The organism is Wolbachia endosymbiont of Rhagoletis cerasi (assembly GCF_018454475.1).
GTDB lineage: Bacteria > Pseudomonadota > Alphaproteobacteria > Rickettsiales > Anaplasmataceae > Wolbachia > Wolbachia pipientis.
Genome location: NZ_JADCNC010000002.1, coordinates 1 through 16,827, shown reverse-complemented (window position 1 = coordinate 16,827; position 16,827 = coordinate 1). Strand labels below are relative to the sequence as shown.

The 16,827-nt window shown below is 35.8% G+C and carries 19 protein-coding genes and 1 riboswitch; of the genes, 12 read left to right on the top strand and 7 right to left on the bottom strand.

All coding sequences use genetic code 11. From position 1 onward, the window contains the following. Window positions 1-28: 28 nt before the first annotated feature. Complete coding sequence (locus INQ25_RS06575) at window positions 29-157, bottom strand: hypothetical protein (protein WP_281410238.1); 129 nt, start codon at window positions 155-157, stop codon at window positions 29-31. Between the two features lie 105 nt (window positions 158-262). Here INQ25_RS06575 and fumC point away from each other — a divergent pair, with 105 nt between their 5' ends. Then, window positions 263-1,657, top strand: a complete 1,395-nt coding sequence (gene fumC / locus INQ25_RS00745) for a class II fumarate hydratase (protein WP_213862791.1) — start codon at window positions 263-265, stop codon at window positions 1,655-1,657. A 194-nt stretch (window positions 1,658-1,851) separates the two neighbouring features. Here fumC and grxD read toward each other — a convergent pair whose 3' ends face one another. Together grxD and INQ25_RS00735 are read right to left on the bottom strand one after the other, a co-directional pair. Continuing rightward, entirely contained in the window at window positions 1,852-2,175 is a 324-nt protein-coding gene (gene grxD, locus INQ25_RS00740; protein WP_006280013.1) for a Grx4 family monothiol glutaredoxin, read from the bottom strand. Window positions 2,176-2,184: 9 nt separating this feature from the next. Further along, window positions 2,185-2,409 (bottom strand): BolA/IbaG family iron-sulfur metabolism protein, encoded by a 225-nt coding sequence (locus tag INQ25_RS00735; RefSeq protein WP_015588949.1) that lies wholly within the window; start codon window positions 2,407-2,409, stop codon window positions 2,185-2,187. A gap of 164 nt (window positions 2,410-2,573) precedes the next feature. On the opposite strand from INQ25_RS00735, the gene INQ25_RS00730 reads away from it, so the two are divergent. Beyond that, the gene (locus INQ25_RS00730; protein ID WP_080717615.1) at window positions 2,574-3,446 is read left to right on the top strand and encodes a P44/Msp2 family outer membrane protein; all 873 of its coding nucleotides are present in this window, start codon (window positions 2,574-2,576) and stop codon (window positions 3,444-3,446) included. 14 nt (window positions 3,447-3,460) lie between these two features. Here the strand turns inward: INQ25_RS00730 and INQ25_RS00725 are convergent, their stop codons facing one another. Continuing rightward, window positions 3,461-4,783 carry a malic enzyme-like NAD(P)-binding protein gene (locus INQ25_RS00725; protein WP_213862798.1) on the bottom strand — a complete coding sequence of 441 codons (1,323 nt, stop codon included), beginning with the start codon at window positions 4,781-4,783 and terminating at the stop codon, window positions 3,461-3,463. A gap of 134 nt (window positions 4,784-4,917) precedes the next feature. On the opposite strand from INQ25_RS00725, the gene pgsA reads away from it, so the two are divergent. The 8 genes from pgsA (at window position 4,918) to INQ25_RS00685 (ending at window position 10,979) form a co-directional block, all read left to right on the top strand. After that, the gene (gene pgsA / locus INQ25_RS00720) at window positions 4,918-5,460 is read left to right on the top strand and encodes a CDP-diacylglycerol--glycerol-3-phosphate 3-phosphatidyltransferase (RefSeq protein ID WP_155968529.1); all 543 of its coding nucleotides are present in this window, start codon (window positions 4,918-4,920) and stop codon (window positions 5,458-5,460) included. A gap of 111 nt (window positions 5,461-5,571) precedes the next feature. Further along, the gene (locus tag INQ25_RS00715) at window positions 5,572-6,513 is read left to right on the top strand and encodes a hypothetical protein (protein WP_209472809.1); all 942 of its coding nucleotides are present in this window, start codon (window positions 5,572-5,574) and stop codon (window positions 6,511-6,513) included. 60 nt (window positions 6,514-6,573) lie between these two features. Beyond that, window positions 6,574-7,281 (top strand): outer membrane protein assembly factor BamD, encoded by a 708-nt coding sequence (locus tag INQ25_RS00710; RefSeq protein ID WP_213862790.1) that lies wholly within the window; start codon window positions 6,574-6,576, stop codon window positions 7,279-7,281. A 59-nt stretch (window positions 7,282-7,340) separates the two neighbouring features. Continuing rightward, window positions 7,341-8,075 (top strand): YebC/PmpR family DNA-binding transcriptional regulator, encoded by a 735-nt coding sequence (locus tag INQ25_RS00705; RefSeq protein WP_213862789.1) that lies wholly within the window; start codon window positions 7,341-7,343, stop codon window positions 8,073-8,075. Next, entirely contained in the window at window positions 8,072-9,010 is a 939-nt protein-coding gene (locus INQ25_RS00700) for a M23 family metallopeptidase (protein ID WP_213862788.1), read from the top strand. The genes INQ25_RS00705 and INQ25_RS00700 overlap by 4 nt, the downstream gene beginning before the upstream one ends. Before the next feature lie 7 nt (window positions 9,011-9,017). Continuing rightward, window positions 9,018-9,863 (top strand): SPFH domain-containing protein, encoded by an 846-nt coding sequence (locus INQ25_RS00695; RefSeq protein ID WP_174515747.1) that lies wholly within the window; start codon window positions 9,018-9,020, stop codon window positions 9,861-9,863. 76 nt (window positions 9,864-9,939) lie between these two features. Then, window positions 9,940-10,042: riboswitch (TPP riboswitch) on the top strand. Then, window positions 10,031-10,306: a SemiSWEET family sugar transporter gene (locus INQ25_RS00690; protein WP_006280002.1), complete on the top strand. Its 276-nt coding sequence runs from the start codon at window positions 10,031-10,033 to the stop codon at window positions 10,304-10,306. Its footprint overlaps the riboswitch before it by 12 nt. Further along, on the top strand, window positions 10,287-10,979 hold the full coding sequence (locus INQ25_RS00685) for a thiamine diphosphokinase (protein ID WP_010962623.1): 693 nt from the start codon (window positions 10,287-10,289) through the stop codon (window positions 10,977-10,979). The genes INQ25_RS00690 and INQ25_RS00685 overlap by 20 nt, the downstream gene beginning before the upstream one ends. A 36-nt stretch (window positions 10,980-11,015) precedes the next feature. Here the strand turns inward: INQ25_RS00685 and INQ25_RS00680 are convergent. Both INQ25_RS00680 and INQ25_RS00675 read right to left on the bottom strand, forming a co-directional pair. Then, window positions 11,016-12,027, bottom strand: a protein-coding gene (locus INQ25_RS00680; RefSeq protein ID WP_094745768.1) for an IS630 family transposase whose coding sequence is annotated in 2 segments (ribosomal slippage) — window positions 11,016-11,564 and window positions 11,566-12,027 — 1,011 coding nt in all. Because the reading frame shifts where the segments join, the coding sequence is not laid out codon by codon here. After that, window positions 12,028-12,168: a hypothetical protein gene (locus INQ25_RS00675; RefSeq protein ID WP_213862787.1), complete on the bottom strand. Its 141-nt coding sequence runs from the start codon at window positions 12,166-12,168 to the stop codon at window positions 12,028-12,030. An 882-nt stretch (window positions 12,169-13,050) separates the two neighbouring features. Here INQ25_RS00675 and INQ25_RS00670 point away from each other — a divergent pair. Beyond that, window positions 13,051-14,454 carry a malonyl-CoA decarboxylase gene (locus tag INQ25_RS00670; protein WP_213862786.1) on the top strand — a complete coding sequence of 468 codons (1,404 nt, stop codon included), beginning with the start codon at window positions 13,051-13,053 and terminating at the stop codon, window positions 14,452-14,454. A 75-nt stretch (window positions 14,455-14,529) separates the two neighbouring features. Continuing rightward, the gene (gene lepA / locus INQ25_RS00665; RefSeq protein ID WP_213862785.1) at window positions 14,530-16,326 is read left to right on the top strand and encodes a translation elongation factor 4; all 1,797 of its coding nucleotides are present in this window, start codon (window positions 14,530-14,532) and stop codon (window positions 16,324-16,326) included. Window positions 16,327-16,639: 313 nt separating this feature from the next. Here lepA and INQ25_RS00660 read toward each other — a convergent pair. After that, window positions 16,640-16,827 (bottom strand): hypothetical protein (locus INQ25_RS00660; protein ID WP_213862784.1); only part of this gene is annotated, 188 nt, incomplete at its 5' end.

Sequence of the window (16,827 nt, the reverse complement as noted above, 5' to 3'; positions counted from 1 at the left end):
TAAAACGGCTACTTTTATGCTTACCAACTTAATAAAATTTCTGGATCCAAGTGTCAAGCACTGTGATGACATCATAGGGGCGCTGGGATGACACCCTCCTGCTAGATAATGTTCGTACAGTTGTACATCTACCATGCAAGTTACCTGAAAATTGCAATGTTCGTACACTTGACTACTTGGATCTAGTATGATTTAATTAACCAAGAAGTAGGCATGAAAAAATTATGTGGTGAACCAGTTTGCATAACACCAGGAGGAAAATATGGATAGAAAGACGAGAATAGAATCAGACAGCTTAGGGGAAGTAAAAGTACCAAGTGAACATTACTGGGGAGCGCAGACTCAGCGTTCTTTAGAAAATTTTAAGATTGGCACAGAAAAAATGCCAGAGTCTCTGATTAAAGCATTAGCAATAGTAAAACTTGCAGCAGCGCGTGTTAATATGAAACATGGTGTTATAGATGATAGGGTAGGGGACGCAATTTGCACAGCCGCGAGGGAAGTAATAGATGGCAAATTTAATAATGAATTTCCGCTTGTTGTTTGGCAAACCGGATCCGGAACGCAGACTAATATGAATATGAATGAAGTGATCAGCAATCGTGCAATAGAGATTTTAGGTGGTAATTTGGGTAGTAAATCTCCAATACATCCAAATGATCATGTGAATTATGGTCAGTCGTCAAATGACACCTTTCCAACAGCAATGCATATAGCAGCAGCAGACCAGATAAACCGCTTGCTTATTCCAAATCTTGAAAAATTGCATAAGGTGCTGGATAATAAGGTTCAGGAATTTAAAGATATAATAAAAGTAGGACGTACTCATCTGCAAGATGCAACGCCCCTAACACTAGGACAGGAGTTCTCTGGCTATGCAGTCCAGATTAAAAAGGGGATAGAGAGAGTAAAATCAACTTTAAGTGATATATATGAGCTTGCACAAGGTGGCACTGCAGTTGGCACGGGACTCAATACTAAAAAGGGTTTTGCTGAAGATTTTTCAAGCCAAGTTGCAGAAATTACTAACCTTCCATTTACTTCAGCAGGCAATAAATTTGAAGCGCTAGCAGCAAATGATGCTTTAGTTGAGCTCAGTGGAACACTCAATACAGTAGCAGTCAGTTTAATGAAAATTGCAAATGATATAAGGTTGCTTGGTTCTGGTCCAAGATGCGGAATTGGGGAAATAATGTTACCGGAAAATGAGCCTGGTTCTTCAATTATGCCAGGTAAAGTGAATCCAACTCAGTGTGAAGCGGTGACTATGGTATGCACTCAAGTTATGGGAAATCATGTTGCTGTAACCATTAGTGGTTCAAACGGTCATTTTGAATTGAATGTGTTTAAGCCAGTGATAATTTACAATGTTTTGCAGTCTATAAGACTTTTAGCTGACGCAAGTTTAAATTTTACAGAAAAATGTGTAGTTGGTATTAAAGCAAATGAAGAGAGGATAAAAGATTTACTGAATCAGTCGTTGATGTTGGTCACTATATTAAATACGCATATAGGGTACGACAATGCAGCAAAAATAGCGAAGCTTGCTTATAAAGAAAATATCACTCTAAAAGAAGCAGCAGCAAAACTTCAACTGCTCACTGAGGAAGAGTTTGAAAGGATAGTGAAACCAGAAGAAATGGTAAATTATTTGTAACCGCTCACACTTAATTCTTCAATCTCACTAATAGAAAGGCCAGTAAACTTGACAATAGTGTTAACATCAACATTATTATCTTGCTTTGTCTACCTTATTTTGCCGCTCCCCTGAACGGATACGGTTTAAGACATAAGATCCTTTTTCATAGCTATACTACGTTATCCAGCGTCTGGGCACTGGTTTCTTGGTACTTATTCCGCAATAATTTTTTTTTCCTTCAATAAACTTTGCAGTTCGCCTTTTTCGTACATCTCGCGAGTGATGTCGCAACCACCAATAAACTCTTCCTTTATATATAATTGTGGAATTGTTGGCCAATCAGAAAACTTTTTTATAGATTCACGTATTTCATCATTCTCCAACACGTTAATATACTTAAACTTCACGTTCAATTTTTTTAGGATTGACACGACGAGTCCAGAGAATCCGCATTGAGGAAAATCAGAAGTGCCTTTCATATACAATACCACATCATTTTCTGTTATATCTTTTTTTATTTGTTCAAAATTGCTCATAAATTCACCTTATTTTAAAGTATTAGTTTCCAGTTGCAAGGCGTGTATAGACTGACCTTCCAGAGCTTTATATACCATTTTATGCTGTTCTATTTTTGTCTTTCCAAGAAAACACTTGGAGTTTATTTTTAAATGATAATGGTCATCATCTCCAGCAAGATCATGAATCTTTATATCAGCGTCGGGGAACGATTGTTTGATGATCCTCTCTAATTCGTGAATTGCAATAGTCATTGATTTGCTTTAAATTACAATACTTTCATTATAAATCTAAAACGATTGAGCGCAATAAAAAGTTGCTATCATAAAAAATAGAAGCATACTATAATAATGGAATGACAAGTTATGCAGGGAGGCTTTGTGGTGGGCGAAAGATTTAAATTCACATATCTTTGGTTTTGCTAACTTTTTCATTTAGGTGCTTATCTTACGATGATAAAATAAATAACTTAGAGAATGTTTACATCAAAGCTAACTATTTTGGAGCATTCTTCAATGCAATAGGTTCTCTAGAAGGAAAAGAAGATGCAGGTGACAATATAACAGAGGGGGTTTTTAGTTTTAATAAGAAGGAGCGAATTGAAGCTGGATACAGTCCTAAATATGTTCCAGGGTTTGCCGGTAGTGCTGCAATAGGGTATTTATTCAAAAATATGAGAGTTGAGTTTGAAGGCTTATATTCTCAGACTAACTTATATGATGAAGATTATTCAGATAAGAAAAAAGCAAGATATATTGAACTTCGTCGTCACAATGATGCGTCTACTGGAGCGGAATGCAATTCACCTTGGAGAAGTGGAAAGGTTGATATTCACATTCAAGAAAATTGTAGTGTTGAAGCAGAGTTCAGAGCTGCATTTAAGATGAAAAATGAAGGTTTTAATAACTTAGCTGGAATGGTCAATGTATATCGTGATTTTAATATAGCAAAAATGCCATTCACCCCATATGTTGGTATTGGTGCAGGTGTAACTAGGGTTAAATTTCTAGGAAAAACCAGATATGCCTTGGCTTACCAAGCAAAACTTGGTATCAATCACCAACTTACAGCACAAACTCAAGCATTTGCTGGTTTACGCTATTTTGGTATCCTTGATAACCAATTTAAAGATATTGTACCAGGAATAAAGATACTAGCTGGTGAAGGATATATTCCTGCCGGTGGAGGAAGTAAAGTTGATGAAACTGCACGTGTTGAATCAACAACTGCAACCATTACCAATAGGTTTGGCATATATGGCTTAGAGTTTGGGTTGGTTTATCACTTTTAACTTTATCCAATAAATTACATATGTGAAGATAGTAAATTCAGCGTGCTGAGAACATTAGAAAGACGAGATTTTAATTGATTTTCATATTTACTCCAATCTTGTATTGCCTTTCTTGCAACACCTGAATCAACTGCGGCTTTTGCAACAGCAGGAGCTACTATAGAAATTAATCTTGGGTCAAATGGAGTAGGTATTATATATTCACATCCATAGCCCATTTTACGACCGCCATAGACTGCAGATATCTCACCTGGTACTGGCTCACGGGCAAGCTTTGCTATTGCATCTGCAGCTGCAATTTTCATTTCATCATTTATTGTTGTTGCACGCACATCAAGTGCTCCTCTAAATATATAAGGAAACCCCATGACATTATTAACTTGGTTATTGTAATCTGATCTACCAGTTGCGATTATTGCATCTGGCCTCACAGATTTTGCAAACTCAGGCCTTACTTCTGGATCAGGGTTGGCAAGAGCGAAAATAATTGGGTCTTTGCCCATACTCTTTAACATCTCTTCGTTTAACACATTTTTTGCAGATAGTCCGATGAATACATCAGCGCCTTTTATTGTATCAAGTAGAGAACGTTCGGAAGTATCAATTGCATACTTTTCCTTCCACTCATTCATATCCTCGTTTCTACCTTTGTATATTACTCCTTGCTTATCACACAGCACTATATTTTTAGCGCCCATGGACTTTAGTATTTCTAAACATGCAATACCGGCTGCTCCAGCACCATTCATAATGATCTTAACGTCCTCTAATTTCTTTCCGAAAATATCAAGAGCATTTTCTATACCAGCTGCAACAACCACTGCAGTTCCATGCTGGTCATCATGGAACACTGGAATATCCATCAGTTCATTCAGACGTTTCTCTATTATAAAACAATCGGGAGATCTTATATCCTCTAAATTTATCCCCCCCCAACTTGGCCCAAGGTACCTTACTGCATTGATAAAATCTTCTATATTTTCTGTACCAACTTCTATATCAACTGCATCAATATCAGCAAAACGCTTAAATAAAACAGCTTTGCCTTCCATGACAGGTTTTGCAGCAAGAGGACCGATATTACCAAGTCCAAGCACTGCAGTGCCATTTGAAATGACAGCAACACAGTTGCTTTTTGCCGTATAATCATAAACAACCTCAGGATTTTTAGCTATTTCAAGGCACGGAGCTGCAACGCCAGGGGAATAAGCAAGTGACAAATCATACTGGGTAGATAAAGGTTTTGTTGGCATGATTGAAATTTTACCAGGTTTACCACCTCTACTGTGATAATTAAGTGCCTCTTGTTTTGTGGTACTATCTAAATCATCGTTCATCATTACATCCTTATATTTTAAGCTTGTATTTTTTAAGTATATGGAGTTTTTATAAATGTTCAATTGTAAACTATTAGCTTGTGAACTCTGGTGTACTTCTGTATAAGTTTACCTACTACGTAGAATGGTATTACATGCTTAAGAAAAACGTGCCTAATTTGCTTACAATTTCTCGTGCGCTTGCAGTACCAGCAATAATATTAAGTTTTTATATAGAAAATAAATATGCAGGCCTGATAACAATATCAATCTTTGTGTTTGCGTGCATTACGGATTTTTTTGATGGTTACTTGGCGCGTGCGTGGAAAGTCCAATCAAAATTTGGCAAGCTATTTGATCCAATTGCTGATAAATTAATAGTGGTTTCAACGATAATTATGCTAGTTTATAAGCAGAAGATAAATGATTTTACAATAGTACCATCGATTATCATCATCTGTAGGGAGATATTAGTCTCGGGTTTGCGGGAGTTTTTGATAGCTACAAATGTTAGTCTACCTGTAAGCAAAGCTGGCAAAATTAAAACATTTTTGCAGATGGTTGCTGTAGTAGCGCTAATAATGAACGATTATTATATGATTCAATATACAGGTGCGATTTGTTTATGGGTTGCAGCTATTGTAACTGTGTGGTCAGGCTATAATTATATCCTAGCCGGCATCAAACAGATTGGTTAAATCTCCTAGGAAATAGTTAATAGACAAGAGTAGTTAATATCTTAGTGATATTGACTCAGAAAGCAAAAAGGTGTATAATTGTATTAACTTACTACTAATTAGGTTAATATTATGAAAATACCTAGTGGCAAATTTTCTTCTACTAAAAAGGTTCCAGGAAAGAATAAGAAAAAAAGAGATTTTGAACCATTAGAAGAGTTTTTTTGGGATTTTTGGCCAACAGTTGATAAAGAAGTCAAAAGAGAAAGGCTAGAACAAGAACTATTAGCACTAAAAAAAAGAGAGCTATATAGAAAATGTGCATCATTGGCAACAATGGTCCCATTTACATTGCTGATGGCGATTGAACTGGAAAAAACATATAGCGATCAGGTATTACTTGGCGTGATAAGTGGCGCGCTAAGCCACACTATATTACCTTTTACAGTCTTATCTCTTATTTGTACGCTATATTTAATTTACAATAATAGGAAGATAGCACAAAAAGAACGAGAGTTGGAGATTATTGAAAATGGAGAGGAAGTAAAGGAAAAAGAGCACAATATTTCTGATATAGGTCAGTGTTTGATCTATATTGAGGCTATAACAACTGCACTGGTTATTGTAGGTATGATCATGGGTGAAACATCTTCACTTGAAGCAGCAGAGGATGCAATTTTATTTCTTGCCAATGCAATTGCTTTTCTTGCAACTCTTGTTTCTTATATTGATAAGCATGAAAAAAATAAGAAAAAGGAAACAGAAAAGTCTGATCTTGATGAGAAATCTAGCAAGAAAACTAGCAATATATCTGTAGCCGGATTGGCGCTTGCTGGTTCTTCTGTATTTTTAATAAGAAGGATAATGTTAATAGCATTAGCATCGTCCTTAAATCCTGCTGTTGGACCTACTTTAGGCTTGGTAGGTATTGCAATTTTTATGGCTGTACAGGTCTTAACTATACATTCCTACAGTAAGACGCTGAAAGATCCAAAAGTGGAAGGACGAGGTGAATCAAGAAATGCAGGTAGTTCTGACCGTAGTTATAAAGAAGAAGGACCGGCTGTTGCCTAAGAAATTTATTTATTTAAGTAATATTTAGGTCTATACTTTATTTTGATCGAAAAAAATCTTATGTATAAGACTTTAATCACGTGCTTTATTTTCCTAATTTGCTCCTTTACACAATCGTATGCGGATGATCTTGAAAAAACTGAAACTGAACTATATGAAGAAGCAGTTGAACTTTTTGACCAGAAAAAATATAAACAAGCTATTAGGGCATTTCATAAGATAGAGGATTTGTATCCTTTTTCTTATTGGGCAATGAAAGCAAAATTATTATCTGGGGTCTCTCACTATAATATGGGTAACTATAGCAGTGCTGCAAGTGATATGGATGATTATATATATGTTTATTCAAATGGTGAAGATTTACCATATGTATACTACTTAAGAGTATTATCTTATTACATGCAAATTAATAAAGTGCAACTTGGACAGCAAACTGCATATAAAACTTTAGAGCTAGCCACTGAGTACATTAATCTCTTTCCAGGCAGCGAATATGTAGACGAGATAAAGGAAAGAGCAAAATTAATCACAGAACATATATCAACAAAAGAGTATTCTATCGGTAAATTTTACCTGAGGCGTGGTGAATATTTAGCAGCAATTAAGCGTTTCCAGAATATGGCAAGCTATAAGGATTCTAAATATTTTTCTAAGTCTATTAACCATTTAATAGCAGCCCATTCAGCTCTTGGCCTTGACTTAGAAGCTGAGCAGTATGAAAGTATGTTATTAGCAGAAAACCTGCAAGATGCCAAGCCAGAGGCTTGAAAATTTGCTTTAGCTTTTTCTATGCTTTGATATATAATTAGGTTTTTAACTATTTGAATATGGCTGGTCATTCACAATTTTCAAATATAAAACATCGGAAAGGCGCTCAGGATGCAAAGCGCTCTCAAAAATTTACGAAGATGATTAGAGAAATAACAGTTGCTGCAAAGCAAGGGCTGCCCGAACTCAACCCGCGCCTTCGCTCTGCTATATTTGCTGCACGCAAGGAAAATCTACCAAAAGATAAAATAGAAACAGCAATAAAAAATGCAACTGGTAACATTGCTGGAGAAAATTACGAGGAAATACAATATGAAGGTCATGGGCCTTCTGGTACTGCACTCATTGTCCATGCCTTGACTAATAACCGCAACCGTACTGCTTCTGAGGTACGTTATATATTTTCTCGCAAGGGTGGAAACTTGGGAGAAACAGGAAGTGTTAGTTACCTTTTTGATCATGTAGGTTTAATTGTCTATAAAGCAGAGGGTGTGAATTTTGATGATTTATTCAGTCATGGAATCGAATTAGAAGTATTGAATATTGAGGAAAATGACAAAGAAGGATTACACGTTATAACTTGTGAAATAAAAGATTTTGGTAAAGTACGCGATGCCTTTTATGCAAAATTCGGAGAACCAGAACTTGCTCGTCTTTCATGGCAGCCAAAAGATCTGATTGAAATTAGCGATAAAGAGTTGATTGATAAATTATCTGCATTGGTTGAAGAGCTGGAAGATAATGATGATGTACAGTATGTGGAAGGTAATTTTACTTTTGTTGATAAGCTATGAGGCTGGTAATATTTGTATTGCTTTGTATTTTACCAGCATATGCTACTGAAACATCAACAGATCTTGCACAGCCATTCCAGCATGGAATCAGAAAAAAAAAAGCTACTTTGACGACAGAAAGTGATAGAAAGTTGTTATTCATATCCAGTACCATAAAATCTTCCTTTTTTGCCACGGAAGGGTTGGCGCCAAATACAGTGGTGAAATTGATCAACATATATAAAGATTTCGGTGTTGATTTTAAAAAAGACATTGTGCCGAAGAGTAAATTGGAGGTTCTTTTTGAGAGATTGCCTAATAATCAGAAGACTGAAGAAAAAATTTTATATGCTTCACTGACAATAAACAAGAAAGCTATTAGTTTATATCATTATAAATCGCAAGACGGCAAAGAAAGGTATTTTAATAAAGAAGGAATAAGCTTAAAAAATGGCGAAATTTTTGCAAATCCTTTAAATGGAGATTATCGCATATCCTCAAAATTTGGCAATAGAAAGCATCCTGTTCGCGGTAAAATTGCTTTTCACAAAGGAGTGGATTATGCAGCTAAACTTGGCACTCCCATATACGCTGCTGCAGAGGGTGTGATAGAATATATAGGAAAGAATGGTGGCTATGGAAATTACATCAAAATAAAACACAAAAATGAGTATTCAACCTGTTACGCGCATATAAGTAGATTTAGTGGCGATATAAAGTTAGGCTCTAAAGTAAAGCAGGGGCAGGTCATCGCCTATGTTGGTAGCACTGGTGTTGCAACAGGACCTCATTTACATTACGAAGTTATATATAACGGCAAACACATCGATCCGCTTACGATAGCGCATAAAACTGAAGTAAAATTGCCTGATCATGAATTAAGAGAGTTTAAAATATTTGTAAATAAGATAAATAAAACGATCAACAGAGAGGGTTCAAGTGAAAAAGAAGTTTAAAGACAATATGGATAAGAATACGATAAACGATAGAAATTTGAGTCAAATTCGGGCTTTTCCTGTACTAATAGCGCTAGGATTAATTTTATCGCTGCTTTTTTTGGCATATGACAGCACAATTGCACTTGGAGTTGCTGCCGTTTCAATTTTGACTTTTCTTCAAGGATTTTTTATTAATGACCCTAATGAAGCAAGAGTGATAGAATTTTTTGGTCATTATATTGGAACTTATTTTAAGTCTGGAATATGTGTAACGCTTCCCTTTTCAAGCAAATATATAGTTTCCCTAAAATTTCAAAATATCAACACAGAAAAAATAAAAGTGAATGATGCCAATGGAAGTCCAATAGAGATTTCAGCAGTGATTGTTTGGAGAGTGAACAGCCCGGCGAAGGCGTATTATAATGTTAACAACTATCACGAATTTGTTTTTGTACAAAGTGACTCGGTAATTAGAGAATTGGCGAGCAATTATCCGTATGATAGCGAAAGCGATGAGGAGTCTTTACGTAAAAATTCTGATAAAATTTCAGATGAATTGCGGTCAATGTTACAACAAAGATTAGATATTGCAGGAATTGAGATTACAGAAGCAAGAATATCGCATTTGGCGTATTCGTCCGAGATTGCACAAGCAATGTTAAGGCGTCAACAAGCACATGCTATCACTTCGGCAAGAAGGCATATAGTGCAAAATGCAATAGGAATTGTCGAGGAAGTAATAGCTCATTTTGAAAAAAACAAAAGCTTACAATTAGATGGCAAGCAAAAGGTTCAATTGATAAATAATTTGTTGGTTGCCCTAATCTCTGAGCAAGATGCACAACCGACGATTAGTTTAGATAATAATTAGCATAGGAGCCGATTGGGTTTCATAAATGCAAGTCACTATTAATTTCTTGATTAATAGACTAAATGATGTTATAAATTACACGCATTAGGGGTGCTCTAGAAAAGCTGAGAGTACATAAAGTACAACCCTTTGAACCTGATATTGTTAAAGCAAGCGTAGGAAAATGTATGTATATAAATATTGAAGAATGCTTCGGCTTCATTGCGTTAATTGCATCTCTAATTGGATTATCACCTCAAGTATATAAAGCATATATCACTAAAGTTACTCGTGATGTATCGATGTTAATGTTAGTAAACTATCTTATTTGTTCATTGTCTTGGATTGGCTATGGTCTTTACCAGAGCTCAATTTTTGTGGTGCTTAGCAATATTGCTGGATTAGTGATTAGCATAATATCAATTATTCAAAAATGTTACTACGATGCAAAACCTGCACCATGATCATGTGCTGCACTGCAGTACACAACAACAATATCGTTCTATTGTAGTGCTAAATGGAAAAATACCGAGCTCATCGTTTTTTAAACGAGATATACCTATTATTGCTGTAGATGGAGGAGCAAACAAGCTTCTATCAATTGGCGTAAAACCTGATCTTGTAGTAGGAGATTTGGATAGCGTAAATCTGGATTTACGTGCTAATTTGAATACGATATATCTACCTGATCAAGATTATTGCGACTTTTCTAAAGCAATGGCTCACTTAAAAACAGTAAAGTTATTGCCATCAATAGTAACGGGTATTACTGGAGGAGCAATTGATCACATACTACAGAATATTAACATTTTTCTAAGTACGGGCAGTATCTTTTACACACCTTCACCTCCCATGGTAGGTTACACTTTACAAAAAGGTATTACCCATTTTTTTTCTTTGCCAAAAAATACTAAAATATCTTTACTTGGTATACCGAGAGCTCAAATATCAACTAAAGGATTAAAATGGGAACTGCACCTTAGTAATCTTGCTTTTCCGGGAAAAAATTCTTGCTTTAATCGAAGTTTAGGCAATAAGGTATCCGTAGAAGTACACAGTGGTATATGTCTAGCAATGATTTATTTAGAGACAGTAGATGATGCTGCAAGACATCATGTGCGTCAAGTTAAGAAGTAAATAGACTTCTTGCATAACCCAAACTAATACCAACTCTCATTGTTGGCCAGTCAAATAGGAGACATTGCAGAGTTGTTTAATTGTGGAGCTGGCAAGAGAAGTAATAAATTTGCACAAAGCACCCTCAAGCAGAGCAATTGTATCGTATATTTTATTGCGCAAAATGTTCTGTTTTATATATAACCAAAGCCTCTCAACAGGATTTAGCTCAGGTGAGTACGGAGGTAGGTATATAATATCGATATTTTTAGGTACCTTTAAATTTTTTGACCTATGCCAACTAGCACAATCCATAACAAGAAAAGCCTCTCGTGTTTCTAGATATTGCGACATCTGCTCAAGAAATATGTTCATGCAATCAGTGTTGACATTTGGTGCAAATAAGCTAGAACTCTCTCCATTTCTAGGATTAACCGCACTATAGAGATAGAAATTTTGCCTACCTAATTTTGTTTTAACCTGTGTTCTAATCCCCTTTTTAAACCACCCATGTCCAACCTTTGAATGTGTGCCAAACCGTGATTCATCAAAGAAAAATAGCTCTTTTTCTGGATACTTGCTAATAGCTCCATTGAGATTTTTTTTTGAATTCCTCTTGTTTGCTTTTATCTTGTCCATTATGAACTGGTCTTGGTGTAATATATGAGAATTTCATCTTTTGCATATAGCGGTGTACTGTAGATTTGCTGATATTTAATCTGAACTTTTCCTGGATTCTTATTCTCATTTCTTTAATGGTAATATTAGGATTTTCTTCTATCCACTCTTCAATTTGCTGTAGTTGAACCTGATTTAATTTAGTTTTTCTACGGCGTTGTGGAGGAGCAAACAGTTTTTCTTCTCTGCCAAATTTCAAGAGTTTTACCCACGAAGTTAGTGCGCTTCTTGAAATGCAATATATTTTTGCTACAGCCGTTATACTGTACTTTTTTGCTGCAATTACAGCATTTAGTTTTTTTGAAACATATGCATTATTCCTTACTTTCTTCAGCATTTCTTTTGCTGATTCTACTACTTTTTCATCCAATAATTTTGATCTTAATGCCATTTATACCTCAACTATTTTACTTACTTCATTATGGCTTTTCTTCCATCTTTGTCCATCTGTTTGCCGTGTAATGGGAATTGGTATAAGTAGAAAAAAGGTATCATCCAAGTAGCTGACACTGGTTCCTTTATGACGTGTCATTCCAGTTTCAGCTACTTGAATGACAGCAGTCCTACGTCATACCGCCGCGGTATCTCTAGATCCCGCTAACAAGTAGCGGGACGATAGCAGTCCTACGTCATACCACCGCTGCTCTCCCTCGTCATACCGCAGCGGTATCTCTAGATCCCGCTGCGGTATGACGGTTGTCGTTTAGCTATAAACATTAAGAAATTTACCAAATAAAAAAAAGGCAAAAGAAGCCCTAGTCATTGTCTATTTTCAGTATTGGCGTTTTTTAAGTCTTAAACACTGCAATTTAGCTGCTTTTAAATGCAACTAACCTTAGCTTTAATATTTAAGAAATTTACTAAGCAGAAAAAAAGGCAAAGAAAACCTAGGGTAGCTAGTATTCAAATTCTCCCTTGTCTATTTGACGTCTTTTACTGTCTTAAACGCTTTATAAGCGCGTTTTGGCTTGTATAGGTAAAAACCTAAAAGTTTTATAAAGACATGAGGTGCACATAGTGCAAAAAATTAAGCATGATTTACGCCAAATACAAAGTTCCCTTTGTCGTTTTAATCTGCAGATTGCGAAGATAAATAAATAGCTTCAGTTTCATGATAAGGGGGCTGGCGGAGTTTGTCAAGCAAGTTTTTTTGTTTCTACTGAATGACAGTTGTGGCTTGGGAGGTAGTGCAAGGAGTCTATTGTATTACTGAATTATTAATAATCTAGTAATAGTGCCTGCTATGTAGCTAAAATTTTCCTTTAACTTAAGCTATATGTAGCTAAAATAACTTGGGTTTACCGACGATTTGACAAACGACAAATTCGTCATCCCGCTACTTGTTAGCGGGATCTAGAGATATCGCAGCGGTATGACCCTGACTTGCATTAGCTATGTATAATAAAGGGAATCTATGACAAAAGAATCATTGATAAAAACTGATATAGTGAAAGTTGAAGACAAAAAAGCGGTAAGAAGCTTTTTTAAAATACTAGGTGGAGTGGCAGATGCTGTAAGATCGTGGATTGGTAACATCAGTCCTGATTTAAGCAACAGTCGCGATATCGATAGTTTAGTCTTGAAGATGAACGAGTGCTTAAATCCAAAGGGAGGGGAGGTTTCAGCACGTAAAAACGCTGTATCTCTTGGTAACTTGTACTTAAGCTTATCAGAGAAAGGTAAAATAAAATTTCTACAAACCCTGGCAGAAAAATTTAATCCGAATAAAGCGGAAATAGATGAGAAAATTAGAGAGTATAAGAAAAACCAAGATCCCGAGTTAAACTATAAATTTGAACAGGATTTAATAAAAATTCTTGAATCACCGCGTTCTAAAATATTAAAGCAATTTATTTCTTTACCAGAAGGCCTCAAGTTTATTGTTGATATGCGTTCTGATGTGCTTAAGCTAAAGAACCAATATAGAAGCTTGAATCCACTAGAGAGCGAATTAAAAAATATACTCTATACTTGGGTTGATGTTGATCTACTCGATCTTCGTCAAATCACTTGGGATTCACCTGCATCATTGTTAGAAAAACTTATAAAATATGAAGCTGTGCATAAAATTTCCTCTTGGGGCGACCTAAAAAACAGACTAGATTCTGATCGTCTCTGTTTTGCTTTTTTTCATTACAAGATACCGAACGAACCTCTAATTTTTGTAGAGGTTGCATTGGTGGATAAGATTGCAGATAGCATTCAACACCTTTTAGATGAGTCGGTACCTTCAAATGATCCAAGTAGTGCGAGCACTGCTATATTCTATTCAATATCAAATACTCAAGCAGGGTTATCTGGAATCAGCCTTGGTAATTTTTTGATCAAAAGGGTTGTAGAAAAGCTATCACAAGAGTTTAAAAGTATAAAAACATATGCAACTCTTTCTCCAATACCTGGCTTTACGAAATGGCTAAAAAACAATCTAAACCAAGATGTCACTTTATTGGGCAAACTAAATATAAAACAATCTAGTGCAGAAATTTTAGAAAGTGCAGAGCAATTAAAAACTAATGTTGAATGTACAAATGAAACTAAACAATGCATGCTTAAACTATGTGCATATTATTTACTAAAAGTGAATAATAGTAATAGAAATGCTTATGACCCGGTGGCGCATTTCCATTTAAGCAATGGTGCATCGATAAAACAATTAAACTGGATGGCGGATACTTCTGAAAAGGGTATTAGTCAGTCAGCCGGGATGATGGTAAATTATCTATATGAGTTGCCTAAAATAGATAATAATCATGAAAACTATATGGTTAATAAAGTGATTTCCTGCTCGAAAAAAGTGTCGTCTATGTTGAAGGAGTAAATAGTCTCTTAATAAAGGATTGCCCTCACAACACTTAAAATGTAAAATGGTTCTACTTAAGTAAAATAGCCATAAATGAACAACATAAGAAATTTTGCAATAATAGCGCATATAGACCACGGTAAGTCAACGCTTGCTGACCGTTTAATAGAGGAATGTAACGGCCTTGAAGCAAGAGAAATGACCAATCAAATACTCGATTCAATGGATATAGAACGCGAACGTGGGATTACAATTAAGGCACAGACGGTAAAACTCAATTATACGGCAAACGACGGTAATCAATATTGCCTAAATCTCATGGACACCCCAGGTCACGTTGACTTTTCTTACGAGGTAAGTCGAAGCTTAGCCGCATGTGAAGGTTCACTTTTAGTGGTAGATAGTAGCCAGGGCGTTGAAGCACAAACCCTTGCAAATGTATATAAAGCTATTGACAACAACCATGAAATAATAGTTGTGCTCAATAAAGTTGATCTTCCTGCTGCAGATCCAGAAAAGGTAAAACTCCAGGTTGAGGAAATAATCGGTATTGATGCAAGTGAGTCAGTTTTAATATCAGCAAAAACTGGACTTGGAATAAAAGATGTACTGGAAGCAATAGTAGCAAAACTTCCAGCTCCTCAAGGTGATGTAAATGCTCCATTGCAAGCAATTTTAGTTGATAGTTGGTATGACACTTACTTAGGAGTGGTAATTTTAGTGCGAGTTAAAAATGGAGTGCTAAAAAAAGGCATGAGAATTGTTATGATGTCTAATAATGCTACATATCAAGTGGACAATATTGGTATTTTCACCCCTAAAAAAGTGATGACGGGTGAACTTTCAGCGGGTGAAGTTGGTTTTATAACTGCTTCAATGAAGGAAGTGGCAGACTGCAAGGTAGGGGACACTATCACTGAGGAAAAGAGACCTTGTAGTGAAGCACTTCCTGGATTTAAAGAAGTGCATCCTGTGGTATTTTGTAGCATTTTTCCTCATAAAACGGATGATTTTAAATATCTAAGAGAAGCTCTAGAAAAGTTACATTTAAATGATGCAAGTTTTACCTTCGAAGCTGAAACTTCAAATGCACTAGGCTATGGATTTCGTTGTGGTTTTTTGGGAATGTTGCATCTTGAAGTTATTCAAGAAAGGCTCGAGAGAGAATTTGATTTAGACCTAACAGCAACTGCACCGAGTGTTATATATAGGGTTACAACACGAAGTGGTGAAATTTTGAATATTCATAACCCAAGTGATATGCCAGATCCAACGAAAATTGAAATTGTGGAAGAACCATGGATTACCGCAACCATAATGGTTCCTGATCAATACTTGGGAGAGATTCTATCTCTATGTGAAGAAAGGAGGGGAGAACAGGAGGATTTATCTTACATTGGTAACACAACAACAGCATTGTTAAGATATAAATTACCACTGTCTGAAGTTGTTTTTGACTTTTATGATCGATTAAAATCAATTTCCAAGGGGTATGCAAGTTTGGATTGGGAAATTTCCAGCTATCTGGTAAGCCAAATAGATAAATTAAGCTTTTTAATTAATGGAGAGCCCGTAGATGCATTAGCCTGTATTGTTCACAAAAGCAGAGCAGAAAAAAGGGGGCGTGAAATATGCGCACGCTTGAAGGATCTAATACCACGTCAGCAATATAAAATCGCGATTCAAGCGGCAGTGGGCGGAAAAATTATTGCCAGAGAAACGATTAACCCATACAGAAAAGATGTAACAGCTAAACTCTATGGTGGAGATGTAACGCGAAGAATGAAACTACTTGAAAAGCAAAAGAAGGGTAAAAAAAGGTTACATTCTATAGGGAACGTAAATATTCCACAGAATGCTTTTATTCAAGCCTTGAAGATAAGTGATTGATCTTAAAAGACTTCTTGCATAGTTTTTGGCAACAACCGTTAGAAACGAAAAAACTTACTTGACACCCTTCGCCAGCCCCCTTATCATAAAACTGAAGCTATTGTATTTGCTTTCGCCAATCTGCAGATTAAAAGGTAAGGATTACTTAATGTATCGGCGTCTTATGTTCAATTTTTTGCAGTATATAGATACTGTATGTCTTTACAAAACTTCATCTACATCTAGATTTTTATCTAAATAAGCTGAACGCGCTTACAAAGCGTTACAAGACATCAAAAAATGCCAATACTCGACAGAGATAGTAAAAGACTAGCTAACTCGGGGATTCTTTGTCTTTTTTTCTGCTTAGTAAATTTCTTAAACATTTGCAGCGTAAGTTAGTTGCAATTAAAAGCGGCTGAATCTCGCTTGTCAAGCGTTTAAAACATAAAAAACGCCAATATTTTAAAGCGGATAATAACCCCAGGGCTTCTTTTGCCTTTTTTTTCATTTGGTAAATTT

Bases quoted from the DNA above. Each gene is read 5' to 3' on its own strand.
- fumC (WP_213862791.1), top strand. From the start codon at position 263: ATGGATAGAAAGACGAGAATAGAATCAGACAGCTTAGGGGAAGTAAAA.
- grxD (WP_006280013.1), bottom strand. From the start codon at position 2,175: ATGAGCAATTTTGAACAAATAAAAAAAGATATAACAGAAAATGATGTG.
- INQ25_RS00735 (WP_015588949.1), bottom strand. From the start codon at position 2,409: ATGACTATTGCAATTCACGAATTAGAGAGGATCATCAAACAATCGTTC.
- INQ25_RS00725 (WP_213862798.1), bottom strand. From the start codon at position 4,783: ATGAACGATGATTTAGATAGTACCACAAAACAAGAGGCACTTAATTAT.
- pgsA (WP_155968529.1), top strand. From the start codon at position 4,918: ATGCTTAAGAAAAACGTGCCTAATTTGCTTACAATTTCTCGTGCGCTT.
- INQ25_RS00715 (WP_209472809.1), top strand. From the start codon at position 5,572: ATGAAAATACCTAGTGGCAAATTTTCTTCTACTAAAAAGGTTCCAGGA.
- INQ25_RS00710 (WP_213862790.1), top strand. From the start codon at position 6,574: ATGTATAAGACTTTAATCACGTGCTTTATTTTCCTAATTTGCTCCTTT.
- INQ25_RS00705 (WP_213862789.1), top strand. From the start codon at position 7,341: ATGGCTGGTCATTCACAATTTTCAAATATAAAACATCGGAAAGGCGCT.
- INQ25_RS00700 (WP_213862788.1), top strand. From the start codon at position 8,072: ATGAGGCTGGTAATATTTGTATTGCTTTGTATTTTACCAGCATATGCT.
- INQ25_RS00695 (WP_174515747.1), top strand. From the start codon at position 9,018: ATGGATAAGAATACGATAAACGATAGAAATTTGAGTCAAATTCGGGCT.
- INQ25_RS00690 (WP_006280002.1), top strand. From the start codon at position 10,031: ATGTATATAAATATTGAAGAATGCTTCGGCTTCATTGCGTTAATTGCA.
- INQ25_RS00685 (WP_010962623.1), top strand. From the start codon at position 10,287: ATGCAAAACCTGCACCATGATCATGTGCTGCACTGCAGTACACAACAA.
- INQ25_RS00675 (WP_213862787.1), bottom strand. From the start codon at position 12,168: ATGACACGTCATAAAGGAACCAGTGTCAGCTACTTGGATGATACCTTT.
- INQ25_RS00670 (WP_213862786.1), top strand. From the start codon at position 13,051: ATGACAAAAGAATCATTGATAAAAACTGATATAGTGAAAGTTGAAGAC.
- lepA (WP_213862785.1), top strand. From the start codon at position 14,530: ATGAACAACATAAGAAATTTTGCAATAATAGCGCATATAGACCACGGT.